The sequence below is a fragment of the Myxococcota bacterium genome, assembly GCA_041389495.1.
Classification (GTDB): domain Bacteria; phylum Myxococcota_A; class UBA9160; order UBA9160; family UBA4427; genus JAWKRT01.
In genome coordinates this window covers 1,181,876-1,195,938 of record JAWKRT010000002.1, presented here as the reverse complement: position 1 = coordinate 1,195,938, position 14,063 = coordinate 1,181,876, and the positions used below count along the sequence as shown (strand labels likewise).

The following is a 14,063-nucleotide window of genomic DNA, read 5'->3' as shown; positions in this document are numbered from 1 at the left end:
CGCGCCGGCGCTCGCACAGCCCGACGCGAGCGCGAGCGCCGCGGCGATCGCCCACGCCCACGCCGCGCCGTTCCGCCCGCTCGCCGGGCCGCGCCGCATCAGAACTGCCGCCGCAGGCCCTGCTTGCGCGCGGGGCTCACGTCGAGCCGGCGCACCGAGCGCAGGCAGTAGCGGCAGAACCGGTCGGTGTCCGAGCTCGTGTCGCCGAACATCGTGCAGCGCGGGTCGATGGACGGGTTGCCCGCGGCCATGTAGTTGGCGAGCAGCGGCGCGCCGAAGTGGCAGTGCCCGCCGCTGTGCCCGCGCCCGTCGTAGTACTTGGGTTGGCGGTCGAGGTCGGGGTCGCCCTGCGGCCCGGGCACCATGCCGATCTTGTGGCCGACCTCGTGCACGATCACGTTCAGCATCTCGCGGCTCGGCACCGTCGCGTCGAGCGAACGCGAGGCGACCGTGCACAGGTTCTCCGTCGGCAGCGACAGCCCCATCCCCTCGATCTCGACCACCTTGAGCGACCAGCGCAGCCGCCCGGGCCCCGACGCGAGCGCCGACGCGTCGATCGAGAGCGTCCACTTGTCGACGACCGTGATGGCGCTCCGCGGCACGACCTCGGGCGGGCCGCCGTCGGGCGTCCACGTCACGCGGTTGTAGTAGCCGACGGACGGGTCGGCGTAGTGGAAGAGCGGGTCGTTCGTCTGGATCTGCAGCGCGCCGCCGCCGTTCGTCGCGCGCTGGCTGCCGTTCTCCGTGCCCTGGATGCAGTTGCGGTTGACGAAGACGACGACGAACGAGAACGGCGCGCGCGACGCGTCGTACTGGCCGCGCGCGTCGCGCTTCACGCGGTCGGCGACCGACTGGATCGTGTCGTCGAAGTTCACGAGGTTCGGGATCGTGCGGCCGGTCGCGAGCTCCTCGAGCTTCAGGTAGAGCTTCGAGCCCGTGTCCCAGAAGCGGTCCTCGAAGCGGCGCGCGTGTGCGGCGGTGATCTTGCGCGCGCGCCGCATGCGGATCAGCTGGAAGAAGAGCTTGCGCCGCGTCTCGATCTCGACGTCGCAGTCGACGGTGTGGCCCGTCGCGGGGTTGCGCGCGCGGAAGCGGAACTTGTCGCCGCCCGCCGGCGGGAGCGTGACGCGGAAGCGCGCGCGCCCGTCGCGCGCGATGCGCACGCCGCGCTGCGCGGACGGCACGAAGATGCCCGCGTGGCTGCTCCGCTCGCGCAGCGAATAGCGAGCGTTGTCGCCGTCGGGAATGATCTCGAGCTTCGCGACCCCGCCCGACTCGTTGCGCCGGAAGCGCGCGCGCACGTAGACGACGCGCCCCATCCGGCTCGTCGAGGGCACGTCGCCGTCGACGAAGTCCGCGCGCGTCACGGCCACGCTGCCGATGCGGCCGTCGCGGTCGGGGAAGTTCACCCACTGCTGGAACGTCGGCATCGCGCCGCCTCCTACTCCGACTCCTCGCGGTCGTACTCCTCGACGTCGATGACGGCGACCTCCTCGAGCTCGTCGTCCTGCGCCTCCGGGTCGGCGAGCGGCACGGCCACGGCCGGCGGCTGCACCTCGGGCGCGGGCGGCGTGTTCGGCGAGCCGCCCTTGTTCTGCAGCATCAGGTCGCCGAGCCGCGGCACGTTCTTGCCCTCGGCCTTCACGTCGAACGAGTAGTTCACGAACTCGGCCTTGCCCTTCGTCTTCGAGGACACGACGCCGCCCGCCGAGCCCGCCTCGTCGCCCGTGCTCGTCTTGAAGTTCGAGCTCGCGAGCGCGACCGGGTTGCCGTCGACCTTCACCTTCTTCGCACCCTTGTCCGTGTCCGACGACATCGCGACGTTCGGATACGGAATGGGGACGGGGCCGCCGGGCGTCGGCGTCTTGCACACGTCGGGGAAGGCGGTCGAGACGCCGCCGCTGCCCTTGTGCACGGCGGTGCGGCCGTTGACGATCACGGTCGAGCCCATGGGCCTGCCTCCTCGTTCGCGCCGACGATCGCCGCGGCGCGCGCGGCGCCCTCCGACGCGCACCAGACGAGCGCATCGCGGGCCGGCGCGTAGCCGCGCGCGTGCGCGCGCGCCACGAGCGCGACCCCGAGCGCGCCCGACGCCGCCCCGACGTCGCCCGCGCAGTCGGCCGGGTGCCACACGGCGGGGGACGCGAGCTCCGCCGCGAGCCGAGTCGATACCGTGCCCCACTCGTGGGCGCGATGGCTCTCGCCGTTGAGGTCGCACACGACCCAGCGCGCGCGCTCGAGCGCCGCTCCCGCGAGCGCCGCCCGGCACGCCTCCGCGAGCCCCGCGCCCGTCGACGCGGCGTCCGACCGGCTCGAGGACGGCTCGTCCCCGCGCGCCACGCCGCGAATCGCGACCGGCGCGTGCGCGCCGCGCGCGCGCGCCGCGTCGGCGCGCTCGACGAGCAGCGCGACCGCCGCCTCGCCGGGGATGTAGCCGTCGACGTTGCGCGCGCTGCGCAGCCGGTAGGCGGCGTCGAGCGACGCGAGCACGTCCTCGTCGAGCTGCGAGTCGACGGCGACGACCAGGCAGCGCGGCGCGCCGCCCGCGAGTTGCTCGAGCGCGCGCGCGAGCGCGGCGTGCGCCGCCGCGTGGCCGTCCTCGCACGCGCCGGCGAATGCGAGCGCGAGCCCGCTGCGCGCGGCGACGTCGCGCGCGAGGTCGGCCGCGTCGACGTCGGCGATGCCGTCGCGTCCGCGCTCGGGCAGCGCCCACGCGACGGGAAGCCCCTCGCACTCGTCGCGCCGCAGCCCGCTCGTCGCGGCGAGGTCGGCGAGCGCGGCGAGCGCGAGCCGCGCGAGTCGCTCGCGCAGCCCGACGCCGAGCCCGGGATCGAGCACCCACGCCGCGCGCACGGGCTCGGGCTCGCCGTCGGGGATCTCGGGCTGGATCGGCACGTAGCTCGGATGCACGCGCAGGCGCGCGATGCCCGCGCGGATCGAGGCGCCCGTCTCGACGACGCCGCAGCCGACCGGGGTCACGGCACCGACGGCCGTCACGACCGCGCCCGGCGCGGCGACGGCGCTCACGCGACCTCCGCGCGCGCGTCGCCGCGCGCGTCCCCGGCGCGCTTCACGAACACGTACTGCACGTAGAGGAGCGTGCGCGGGCACGGGATCGCCGCGCGCCAGACTGCGACGAGCCGGCGCGCGTCGGGCTCGATCACGACCGTGTCGAGGCGCGACTCGCCGCGCACGGGCTCGCCGCGGATCCACGCCGTCACCGCGAGCGACTCGGCGGGAAGGCGGAAGTCGAGCGTGCCGTCGCGGCTCGCGTTCACGATGCGCACGCGCTCGCCGCCCGCGAGCGGCTGCGGGGAGCAGAGCGCGGGATGGGCGGCGTGGAAGAAGCGCTCGTCGAAGTCGAGCGGAAGGAGCGGACAGCGATCGCGTTGCCACGCGTCGTCGTACGTGCCCGCGCGCTCGGCGCGCGGGCTCCACGCCGGCGCGACGAATCCGAAGCCCGCGGGCGCCGGGCGATCCTTCGGCCGCCCGATCGGCGCGCCCGGATCCTCGAGGTTCGGCAGCGCGAGATCGCGCAGCCGCTCGCGGCCGCCGCGTCCGACGAAGCCCGTGCCGACCGGGTTGCGCGGCTCGAAGGCGTGCTTCGCCGGGTCGCTCGGGCAGAGGTCGGCGCCGCCGAACGCGCGCTCGTAGACGAGCGGCACGCGCTCGACGGGCTCGGGCGGCGTGGGGCGCCAGCCGAGCAGGCCGCGCTCCCAGTGCCGGTCGCCGAACACGCGCACGACGTGGATGCGCTCGCCCACCTGCAGCGACACGTCGAACTCGCGCGCGTCGGCGGTCGGCGGATAGGCGTGACCGACGAGCGCGACGTCCGCGCCCGGCTTCGGCGGCGTCGAGTCCGCGGCGTAGCGCAGGCTCGACGCGCCGGGCTCGCCGTGCCACGCGTCGGCGAACGCGACCGGCTCCTGCTCGTCGGCGAGCGCGACCGGCTCGCCCGGGCCCGCGATCTCGAACGTGCCCTTCGCGACGACCGCGAGCCCGTCGCGCCCGTGCTTGTCCGCATACGGGATCGCCGCGACGGCGTAGGGCGTCGCGTTGTCGACGCTCAGCACGCCGCGACCGCCGCGCGCACGAGCGGCGACCGCAGCGCCTCGACCGGCTCGAGGACGGCCGCGGGGCGGGCGAGCGCGGCCGCGACTGCCTCGAGGCGCTGCAGCGGGAGCGGGCTCGTCGGCGCCACCCCGGCGTCGATCGCGAGCGCGACCCCGGCGCGGTGGCGCGTGCGCGGCGCGAGCGCGGCGCGACGCGCCTCCCAGTCGGCGCGCACGCGCGACGGGTCGAACGCGGGCAGGTCGGAAGACGCGTCCCACGCCTGCGCCTCCGCGACGAGCGCGGCGTCGTCGCGCGCGCGCTCGGGCGGCTGCGCGTGCAGACGCTCGGCCGGGCGCTCGTCGAGCGCACCGACGACGTAGAGATAGGCGACGCCCGCGGTTCCCGACTCGCGGCCGGCTTCGACGCACGCGACGATCGCCTCGACGGCCTCGGGCGTTCCGAGCCCCGCGAGCGCGAGCAGCGCGGCGCGCGCGACCGGCGCCGCGCCGCCCGTCGCGAGGCGGCCGATCGCGTCGGCGTCGTCGGGCGACGCGATCGCGCCGAGCACCTCGAGGGCGGCGCACGCGAGTGCGAGGTCGTCGTCCGTCGGCGCGTCGCCGCTCGCGCGCGCGGCCGCTTCGAGGCAGCGCGCGCGCGCGTCGGGGGCGGTGACGAGTGCGAGCGCGCGGAGCGCAGCGGCGCGGAGCGCGGCGTCGGCGGCGCCGGCGCGCTCGCGCACGGCGTCGGCGAGCCGGTGCAGGCGGAGCGCACCGATCGCCTCGCACGCGGCGCGCTGCGGCTCGACGGCGGGAAGCGCGAGACACCGCGCGACGAGCGCCGCGTCCGCGTCGCGCGCGGCCGTCGCCGCGCGCAGCGCCGCCGCGGCGCGCAGCGGGTCGTCGAGGTCGCCCTCCGCGATGCGCGCGCGCGCCGCGGCGCCCGCCGCGGCACCGCCGAGCCCGAGCGCGAGCGCGAGGCCCTCGAGCGTCGGTCCGGCCGCCGCGCCGAACGCGCGCACCACGTCGTCGACGCGCTCCGCGTCGCACGACGCGAGCGCCGCGAGGCCGGCCGCGCACGCGCGGCCGCGCGACCCGCCCTCGAGCTCGGACGCGCACGTCGCGCGTCCGACGCGGCCCGCCAGCGCGAGCGCGTCGACGTGCGCGACGAGCCGCTCGTCGAGGTCGGCGAGGTCGGCCGCGTCGAAGTCGAGCGACGCGAGCGCGAGCTCGCGCTGGCCGAGCAGGAACTCGGCCATGTCGACGTGCTCCTCGACGATGTCGGGCGTGGCCTGCGCCATCGCGCGCTCCCGGGCTCGCTAGTTGATCTGGACCGATCCGCCCTGGATCCGGTGCGCGCCCGTCGCGCGACTCACGACGTAGCCGCCGAGGATCACGATGCGGCCGTCGGCGCGGAGCTCGACGCTCGCCGCGCCGCAGCGGAGCACGAGCTCGTCGGCGGCCTCGATCTCGACGCGCCGCGGCGGCGACGCGGCGCGCGCGGTCGGCGCGCACGAGGCGGCGTCGCCCGCCGGCGCGACGAGCAGGCCGGTGACGATCGGGCGCGCGCGGTCTCCGTCCTCGAACGCGACGACGGCGTCGCGCCCGACGTCGCCGGCCGCGACGGCGATCGTCGCGCGCGCCGCGACGCGCGCGACACCGCCCGCGACGCCGAGCGCGACGACGGGGGCGCCCGCCTCGTCGATCGCGACGACGCGGGCCACGGCGACGGCGTGCGACGGTGCTCCGTCGCCGCGGGGCGACGCGAGGATCGCGTCGAGCAGCCCGTGCGCCCCGCGCTCGCCCGCGCGCGCGTCCGTGCGCGCGCCGCTGCTCGCTTCCGAGGTCGCGTCCGCGCCGACGGCGTCGCTAGTTCTGCTTGATCGACTTGCCTTCGAGGATGACATCTCCCGTCCCCTTGACGTTGATCTTCTTGCCGCTGATCGTGATGTCGCCGTTCTTCTTCATGACGATCTCCGCGGAGCCCGTGCGGATGCGCACCTCGTCGGCGGCCTCGAACGAGATCGTCTTCGCGCGCCCCGACCACGCCTTGCGCACGTCGAGGTCGTACTTGCCCTCGACCACCTCGCCCTGGTCGTCGCGGATCGTGATCTCGTGCGCCTTCCCGACGGTGAGCGTGCGCTTCTCGTCCACGGAGATGCGCTGGGCCTTGCGGACCGCGACGTCCTCGTTGCCGGTGACGGAGCGCGAGCGGTCCTCGCCGACCTCGAGCTTCTCGTTGCGGCCGACCTTCTCGGTGTGGTCGTTCTTGACGTCGACGGTGCGGTCGTTCCCGATCTCGACCTTCTCGTCGTTGACGACCTTGCGCGTGCGGTCGCGGCCCACCTCTTCGAGCGCGTCGTTCTTGACGTTCGCCTGCCAGTCCCGCTGCGCCTGCACGAAGAAGAGCTCGCTGCCCTTGCTGTCGACGAGGCGGATCTCGTTGAACTCGTCCGCCCCGCCCTCCTTCGTGCTGCGGCTCTTGATGCCGCCCTCTTCGGGGTTCGCGTAGGGCGGCTTGTTCTGGCCGTTGTAGACGCGGCCGGTGACGAGCGGCCGGGCGGGATCGCCGTCGAGGAACTCGACGATCACCTCCTGCCCGATGCGCGGCGCGAAGTAGGCGCCCCACTCCTTGCCGGCCCAGTGCTGGGCGACGCGCACGCGGCAGGTCGGGCTCGGGAGGTCCTCCTTGCGCCGGTCCCAGTGGAAGCGCAGGTAGACCGAGCCGTAGTCGTCGACGTCGATCTCGCGCCCGGCCTCGCCGACGACGACCGCCGTCTGTGCGCCGTGGATGCGCGGGCGCGGCGTCGTCGCGAGCGGGCGGTAGCGCACCGACGCCGGCATGCAGACGAACTCGTTGCGATAGGCGGACCCGCCGGCGTCGGGCTCGAGCGCGTGTCGCACCTCGCGCAGCAGGTAGCGGCCGGCGAAGTCCTTGCGGTCGTGGCCGCGCAGCTCGAAGCGGTAGCCCGGCGAGAAGTCGTGGCACGTGCTCGCGCCGTCGACGACCTGCGCCGCCGCCTCCTCCGCCTCGATCCGACGCCGCGCGCGCGCGCTGCCCTCGGACGTGCTCTGGTGCGAGCCCGGGTACTCGTAGACCTCGAGCCGATCGTTGCCGCCGACGGGCTTCGTCGTCGGCTGCGTCGCCATCAGGTCGACGCTCGGATCCTCGAAGTTGTAGTCCTGGAGGGCGCACGCGCCGCTGCGCAGGTCGAGCCGTGCGTTCCAGCGCGTCACGATGCCGGGCGTCTGCTCGGCCTCCTCGCCGACGTACGACGCCTTCGCGTGCACGGGGCAATCCGGGTTCTGGTCGGAGGCGTCGAAGAGCACGAGCGTGTGCTTGCTCTTCTCGTGCTCGAAGTAGAAGCCGATGCCGTGCTCCTCGAGCAGGCGCGACACGAAGTCGAGGTCGGTCTCGCGGTACTGCACCGTGTACTCGAGCGCGGGATAGCTCCCGGCGTCGGCGTCGATGCGGTAGTCGGTGAGGTCGAGCGCGTCGAAGACCTCCTTCGCGATGTCGAGCACGGACTTCTGCTGGAAGATCCGGCAGTCCGCGCTGCGTCCGAGCAGCCACGGCCACGGCACGAGCTTCGCGCGGTACTCGACGCGGTCGCCGCCCGCGCTCGCGAGCCCGAAGCTCGCGACGATGCCGTGGAAGAAGCGCTCGCCGGTGCCGAGCGCGACCTCGACGGCGAGCGGCTGGCCGACGAGTGCGTCGAGCTTCACGTCGACGTCCTCGGAGGCGAGCACGAGGTCGAGCTCGTAGAGCCCCGAGATGCGCTCGGTGCCCGAGAGCGAGACCAGCTGGAACACGTCGTCGCCGTTCGGCGCGTGGACGCGACAGGTGCGGTTCTTCGTGCTGAGCGCCATGGGGCGTCGCTCCTCGGCCGCCGCTGCGCGACGGGCCCGTGACTCCGCTAGGAGAGATCGAAACGGAAGCCGCCGTCGTCGTCGACCGCGACCGCGACCTTCGCGAACGCGCGCCCCTCCGCCATGCGGGCGAGCACCTCGGCCGACAGCTGCGGCAGCATCGAGTGCGTGAGGATGTTGTCCACCGCGCGCCCGCCGCTCTCGACGTCGTTGCAGCGCGCGACCACGGCCGCGACCAGCTCGTCGCCGTACACGAACTCGGCCCCGTGGTTCGCGCGCACGCGGCGCGCGATGCGATCGACCTGCAGGCGCACGATGCGCGCGAGCACGTCGCCCGTCACCGGGTAGTACGGCACCACGACGAGCCGCCCGATCAGCGCGGCCGGGAACGCCTTCAGGAGCTCGGGGCGCACGGCCTCGACGATCGCATCGGGCTCGGGCCGCGTCTCCTCGTCGGCGGAGAGCGCCATGATGGTGTCGCTCGCGACGTTCGAGGTCAGCAGGATGACGGTGTTCTTGAAGTCGATCTCGCGGCCTTCGCCGTCCTCGAGCACGCCCTTGTCGAACACCTGGAAGAAGAGCTCCATCACGTCGGGGTGCGCCTTCTCGACCTCGTCGAGCAGCACGACCGAGTACGGCCGGCGGCGCACGGCCTCCGTCAGCACGCCGCCCTCGCCGTAGCCGACATAGCCGGGCGGGCTGCCCTTCAGGCTCGAGACGGTGTGGGCCTCCTGGTACTCCGACATGTTGATCACGATCGCGTTGCGCTCGCCGCCGTAGAGCTGCTCGGCGATCGTCATCGCCGTCTCCGTCTTGCCGACGCCCGAGGGCCCGACGAGCAGGAACACGCCGATCGGCTTCTGCGGGTTGTCGAGGTTCGCGCGCGACGTGTGGATGCGGCGCGCGATCGTCTCGAGCGCGTGGTCCTGGCCGAGCACGCGCTGACGGAGCGTGTCCGAGAGCGCGAGCACGGAGCGGATCTCGTCGGCGAGCATGCGGCCGACGGGGATGCCCGTCTGCGACGAGATCACCTGGGCGATCGCCTGCCCGTCGACGTCGATCGAGACGAGCGGGTCGTCGCCCTGCAGCTCCGCGAGCTCGCGCTTCGCGGCGTCGAGCTCGGCGCGCAGCGCGTCGGGGTCGGGCGCACCCGCGACGTCGGCCGCCTCGTCCCCGCTCGCCGCGCCGTGCGCACCGGCCGCCTCGTCCGCTCCCGCCGCCTCGTCGTCGCCGTCGCCGACGAGCGCGCGCCGCAGCCCGGCGATGCGATCCACGATCTCCTTCTCGCGCTCCCAGCGCTCCTCGAGCGCCGCGAGGTCCTCGCGCGTGCGCGCCGCGTCCGCATCGATCGCCGCGACGCGCACCGAGTGATCGGCGCCGAGCGCGCGCTCGCGCAGGAGCGCGCGGCGCTCCGTCTCGAGCGCGTCGATGCGCCGCCGCAGGTCCTCGATCGGCGCGGGCACGCCCGCGCGCCCGATCGCGACGCGCGCGCACGCCGTGTCGAGCACGCTGACCGACTTGTCCGGCAGCTGGCGCGCGGGCACGTAGCGCGCCGAGAGCCGCACCGACTCGACGATCGCCTCGTCGAGCACGTGCACGCCGTGGTGCGCCTCGAACCGGTCGGCGACGCCGCGCATCATGCGGATCGCCGTCTCCTCGTCCGGCTCCTCGACCTTCACGGGCTGGAAGCGCCGCGTCAGCGCGGGATCCTTCTCGAAGTACTTCTTGTACTCGGCCCACGTCGTCGCGGCGATGGTGCGCAGCTCGCCGCGCGCGAGCGCGGGCTTGAGCAGGTTCGCGGCGTCGTTCTGCCCCTCCTGCCCGCCGGCGCCGATCAGCGTGTGCGCCTCGTCGATGAACAGGACGATCGGCTGCGGCGAGCGCTTGACCTCGTCGATCACCTGCTTGAGCCGGTTCTCGAACTCGCCCTTCACGCTCGCGCCCGCCTGCAGGAGCCCGAGGTCGAGCGCGCGCACCGCGACGTTGCGCAGCGGCTCGGGCACGTCGCCGAGAGCGATGCGGCGCGCGAAGCCCTCGACGACCGCCGTCTTCCCGACGCCCGCCTCGCCGGTGAGGATCGGGTTGTTCTGCCGCCGCCGCGTCAGCACGTCGACGATCTGGCGGACCTCGGCCTCGCGGCCGAGCACCGGATCGATGCGCCCGGCGCGCGCCTCCGCCGTGAGGTCGACCGTGTACTGGTCGAGCGCGGGCGTCTGCGACGGCCCGCCCGACGGGGCGCGCCCGTCGCCGCGCGCCGCGCCGCCCGCGCTCGCGAGCGCCGCCTGCGCCTCGCCGTCCTCGCGCCCGCCCGCGACGAGCGCGACGAAGTCGCGCGCGAGCGTCTCCGGGTTCACGCGCTCGACTTGCGGCTCGATCTCGACGAGGCGCCGGCGCAGCCGCGCGTCGTGCAGCGCCGCGAGCAGGAGCCCGCCCGAGCGCACGCGCGCGAGCCCGTAGTTCACCGAGCACCACACCCACGCGTCGCGCGCGACGTCGACGATCGTCTCGGTGAGGTCGGGGCGACGCTGGTTGCCGCTGCGCAGCCGGTCGAGCGCGGCGTCGATCGCGCGCGCGACGCGATCCGGGTCGAGCTCGAAGCGCCGCAGCACGAGCGCGACGTCGCCGTCGTCCGCCTCGAGGAGCTTGGCGAGCCAGTGCTCGAGCTCGACCTCGTAGTGCGTGCGCGAGAGCGCGAGCCCGGCGGCGCCCTCGAGCGCGCGCCGCGGCGTCTCGCCGAGCTTGCCGATCAGCTGACGGAGATCGAGCGTCATCGGGGGGCACCTCCGGCCGCGCGGCGCGCGCCGCGCGCGCCGTCGAGACGCGCGGCCGTCGCGTGGAAGATCGCCTGGTCGACGGGCTCGGCGGCGGGCTCGCGCCGCAGCCACGTCGCGTGGCCGAGCCGCGGCGCCTGCTCGCCGCGCCCGCGCAGCACGAGCGGCGGCACGCTCGCGCCGTCGAGCACGAGACACACGTCGAAGTCGAGCTCGTTGCCGACGGCGAGCCGCACCACGGACACGAGCGCCGTGAAGCCCTCCGAGCCGGGCAGCAGGCTCCGGTAGCGCTCCCAGTCCATCGGCCCGATGCGGATGCGGAAGCGCGCATCGACGAGGCAGACCGAGGAGCCGAGCGCGGCGTCGCTGCCGAGCGTCGCGTTCGCGACGCCGAGCCGCGCGCGATCCTCGGGATCGATCTCGAACCAGCACGGCGAGAACGGCACGACCTCGACATCGAGGTCGAACAGGCTCGCGAGCGCACCCTCGAGCGCAGCCGCGGGCGCCGGCCGCATCGCGAGGAGTCCCGCGCGGCCGAGCAGCTCGCGATCGTCGACGGGAACGCGCTCGGCGAGGCCCGGCCCCTCGAGCCCGAGCACGGCGCGCAGCACCGCGCGGAAGGCGTTGTCGGGCGCGCGCTCGTGCGCGACGTCGATGCGACTGCGCTCCCACGCGCGGTAGAAGAGCGAGACGAGCCGGTGGTTGAAGACGTCGAGGAAGTCGCGCAGCGCGGTGCTGCGCGCGCTCGCGCGGCGGTGCACCTCCTCGACGTACGGCGCGGGCAGCGAGCCGAAGCTGTGCGGCGACGCGACGCCGAGGAAGCCGACCTCGACGCGCACCGGCCCGTCGTCCGCGACCTCGACCCGTTGCACGTCGCGCGCCGCGAACGCGAGATCGGTCGCCGAAGCGAAGCGCACTGCCTCGTCGGCGGGCTCCGACGCGTGGCCGACCGCGCGCCGCGCGGGGCGCTCGCGCTGCAGCCGCCGCACGAGCTGGAAGAACTCGACGCCGTCGTAGGCGCTGCGCTCCGCCGTCACAGGAGCGCCTGCGCGCCGACGCGGGGCGGGAAGCGCTTGAGCGGCGTCGCCTGGCCCTCGAGGCTCGCCACCGTCTGCGTGAACGAGTTGACGGACGCGTAGAGCGCGAAGAAGCGCTCGAGCACCGACGCGAAGAGCAGCACGCCCGCGCCCGTGTACTGCGACGGGTCGAAGCCGAGCTCGACCTCGATGCCGCGCGCGAAGCCGCCGCCGCGCGCGTGCGCGATGCGACGCACGACCGCGCGCGTGCGCATCGATGCGATGCCCGCGATGCGCTGGCGCGTCACGGGCGAGTCGTCGAAGTCGTAGAGCCGCAGGATCTCGCGCAGCGCGACGAGCGCGTCGCCGGCCGCCTCGGGGCGCCCCGCGAGCGAGCCGCCCGGCGCGCCCGACAGCGACAGGTGGTTGAGCGCGAGGTGCGAGACGAGCCGCCAGCGCGCTCCCGCGCCGATCGGCGGCGCGTGCGGCGCGGTGGGCTTGCGCAGCGCGACGATGCGGCGCACGCCGGGCCGTCCCTCGAGCTGGAAGTCGCCCTTCGGGTCGCCGAACGGGAGCCGCGCCGGAAGCTCGCGGTTCGTGCACAGCGTCTCGACGTGGAGCACGGCGCCGTCGACGTCCGCGGGCTCGAAGTCGGCGTCGACGAGGGAGATCGCGACCTCGGTCCCCGCGTCGGCCTTGCGCAGCGACGCGCGCCGCGTCGCGTGCCAGAAGGCGTCGCCGCGCGTCGTCGCCTCGCCGTAGCCGAGGCCGTAGAACGGACGATAGGCGCGGCGTTCGCGGCCGGGCCGCGACGTCTCGACGCCCGTCACCGAGTGCACCTCGAACGCGAGCGGCGCGCGCGCGTCGGGCACCACGGGGTGGTCGACGGTGGCGTTCGTGAGGCGGATCGGGTCGGCGGTCTTCGGGAAGAGGTTGATGACGGGCGTGCAGCCGAGCCGGAGGTTCTCGGGCCCGACGTTCACGTCGCGCTGCGCGAGCGACGGCCCGAGCAGCACGTCGACGACGAGCTCCGTGCCTGCGATGCGCGACGTCGCGGGCGCGAGCTCGGCGAGGTCGACGAACAGGAACTTCTCGGGGAAGGCGAAGTACTCGTGCAGGAGCCGGTAGCCGAGGAACGACTCGCGCGGGTACTCGAGCAGCCCCTCGTCGCGCTCGAACCCGACGGCGCGGATCGCATGCGCGCCGACGGCGACGGGCGGTGCGTCGTCCGCGCCGCGCACCCACAGGCCGCGCGCGTCGCGCAGGAAGAGCTCGTGGAGCGCGTGGATGTCGCCGCTCACGGCGTCGAGGAAGAAGCGCAGGCGGTCGATCGCGAGGCCCGCGACGGGGACGCCGCCCTGCGTGCGCAGACGGATGCGCAGCGCCGACAGCACGTCGTCGGGTGCGGGCGCGCCGAGCGCGGTCGCGCTCACGCGCTCGACCGAGACGATCTCGATCGGGAAGAGCTGCACCGGATAGGCGGTGCGGAAGCGGCAGCGCACGCCGCCGACCGGCTTCGACTCGAGCAGGGAGTGCGCGTCGACGCGCAGCCCGCCCGCGACGGCCGCGGCCGCCGGGTCGGCCTCGAGCTGCGCGATGCTCATCGACGGCACGGGCCGCAGGTAGTGCGGGTAGAGGACGTCGAGCAGCGACTCGTTGATGTCCGCGAAGCCGTCGTCGAGGCGCAGCTGCACGCGCGCCGTCAGCATCGCGAACGACTCGATCAGCCGCTCGATGTGCGGGTCGTCGCACTTCGTCGGCTCGAGCAGCAGGCGCCCCGCGACCTCCGGGTACTTCTCCGCGAAGTCGGCGGCCATGCGCCGGATGAAGCGCAGCTCGCGCTCGTAGTACTCGAGCAGGTCGTCGCGCCTCATTCGAAGCTCTCGATCCGGAAGCTGCCCCCCGCGAGGTCGAGCCCCGAGTCGAAGACGACGGGCTCGAGGATGGGCTCGACGTGCAGGATCGCCTCGATGCGCACGCGCAGGCGGAAGTCGGCGACGTCGTCCGCCCGCTGCACGGCGCAGCGGACCGAGCGCTCCTGGATGCGCGGCTCGAAGCGCTTGATGCGCTCCTCGATCAGCGCGGCGATGCGGCGCCCGTGCGCGGCCTCCGTCCACGAGTACGACGAGAGGTCGGGAAGGCCGTAGGTGAGCAGCGAGGCGCGCGCCTCGTCGTGGCCGGACAGGTCCCACGGGCAGAAGACGCGCGTGTTCAGCAGCCACTCGACGTCGCGCGCGACCGAGGCCTTGAGCTCGCGCACCGTCACGCCCTGGAACGACGACGCGCCGCTGTCGTCGATCAGCCGGTCGAGGATCGACGGCCGCAGGACGTCGCTCGTCTCCGCGCGCGCCACGCCG

11 protein-coding genes are annotated in these 14,063 nt (G+C 74.7%); all 11 read right to left on the bottom strand.

Going from position 1 to position 14,063, the window contains the following annotated elements:
• Positions 1-98: 98 nt before the first annotated feature.
• The 11 genes from R3E88_15945 to tssE all read right to left on the bottom strand — a co-directional run bounded on the left by R3E88_15945 (position 99) and on the right by tssE (position 14,059).
• Complete coding sequence (locus tag R3E88_15945) at positions 99-1,430, bottom strand: hypothetical protein (GenBank protein ID MEZ4217979.1); 1,332 nt, start codon at positions 1,428-1,430, stop codon at positions 99-101.
• Positions 1,431-1,441: 11 nt separating this feature from the next.
• Complete coding sequence (locus R3E88_15940; protein MEZ4217978.1) at positions 1,442-1,951, bottom strand: DUF4150 domain-containing protein; 510 nt, start codon at positions 1,949-1,951, stop codon at positions 1,442-1,444.
• Complete coding sequence (locus R3E88_15935) at positions 1,936-3,027, bottom strand: hypothetical protein (GenBank protein MEZ4217977.1); 1,092 nt, start codon at positions 3,025-3,027, stop codon at positions 1,936-1,938. Before R3E88_15935 ends, R3E88_15940 begins: the two co-directional genes overlap by 16 nt.
• Positions 3,024-4,073 (bottom strand): DUF2169 domain-containing protein, encoded by a 1,050-nt coding sequence (locus R3E88_15930; GenBank protein MEZ4217976.1) that lies wholly within the window; start codon positions 4,071-4,073, stop codon positions 3,024-3,026. The genes R3E88_15935 and R3E88_15930 overlap by 4 nt, the downstream gene beginning before the upstream one ends.
• Positions 4,067-5,350 carry a hypothetical protein gene (locus R3E88_15925; protein MEZ4217975.1) on the bottom strand — a complete coding sequence of 428 codons (1,284 nt, stop codon included), beginning with the start codon at positions 5,348-5,350 and terminating at the stop codon, positions 4,067-4,069. The genes R3E88_15930 and R3E88_15925 overlap by 7 nt, the downstream gene beginning before the upstream one ends.
• A gap of 18 nt (positions 5,351-5,368) precedes the next feature.
• Positions 5,369-5,773, bottom strand: coding sequence for a DUF6484 domain-containing protein (locus R3E88_15920; GenBank protein MEZ4217974.1), 405 nt, complete (start codon positions 5,771-5,773; stop codon positions 5,369-5,371).
• Between the two features lie 145 nt (positions 5,774-5,918).
• Positions 5,919-7,919 (bottom strand): type VI secretion system tip protein TssI/VgrG, encoded by a 2,001-nt coding sequence (tssI, locus tag R3E88_15915; GenBank protein MEZ4217973.1) that lies wholly within the window; start codon positions 7,917-7,919, stop codon positions 5,919-5,921.
• A gap of 47 nt (positions 7,920-7,966) precedes the next feature.
• Positions 7,967-10,690 (bottom strand): type VI secretion system ATPase TssH, encoded by a 2,724-nt coding sequence (gene tssH / locus R3E88_15910; GenBank protein MEZ4217972.1) that lies wholly within the window; start codon positions 10,688-10,690, stop codon positions 7,967-7,969.
• On the bottom strand, positions 10,687-11,727 hold the full coding sequence (tssG, locus tag R3E88_15905) for a type VI secretion system baseplate subunit TssG (protein MEZ4217971.1): 1,041 nt from the start codon (positions 11,725-11,727) through the stop codon (positions 10,687-10,689). Before tssG ends, tssH begins: the two co-directional genes overlap by 4 nt.
• Positions 11,724-13,580 carry a type VI secretion system baseplate subunit TssF gene (gene tssF / locus R3E88_15900; protein MEZ4217970.1) on the bottom strand — a complete coding sequence of 619 codons (1,857 nt, stop codon included), beginning with the start codon at positions 13,578-13,580 and terminating at the stop codon, positions 11,724-11,726. The genes tssG and tssF overlap by 4 nt, the downstream gene beginning before the upstream one ends.
• On the bottom strand, positions 13,577-14,059 hold the full coding sequence (tssE, locus tag R3E88_15895) for a type VI secretion system baseplate subunit TssE (protein MEZ4217969.1): 483 nt from the start codon (positions 14,057-14,059) through the stop codon (positions 13,577-13,579). Before tssE ends, tssF begins: the two co-directional genes overlap by 4 nt.
• Positions 14,060-14,063 lie beyond the last annotated feature (4 nt).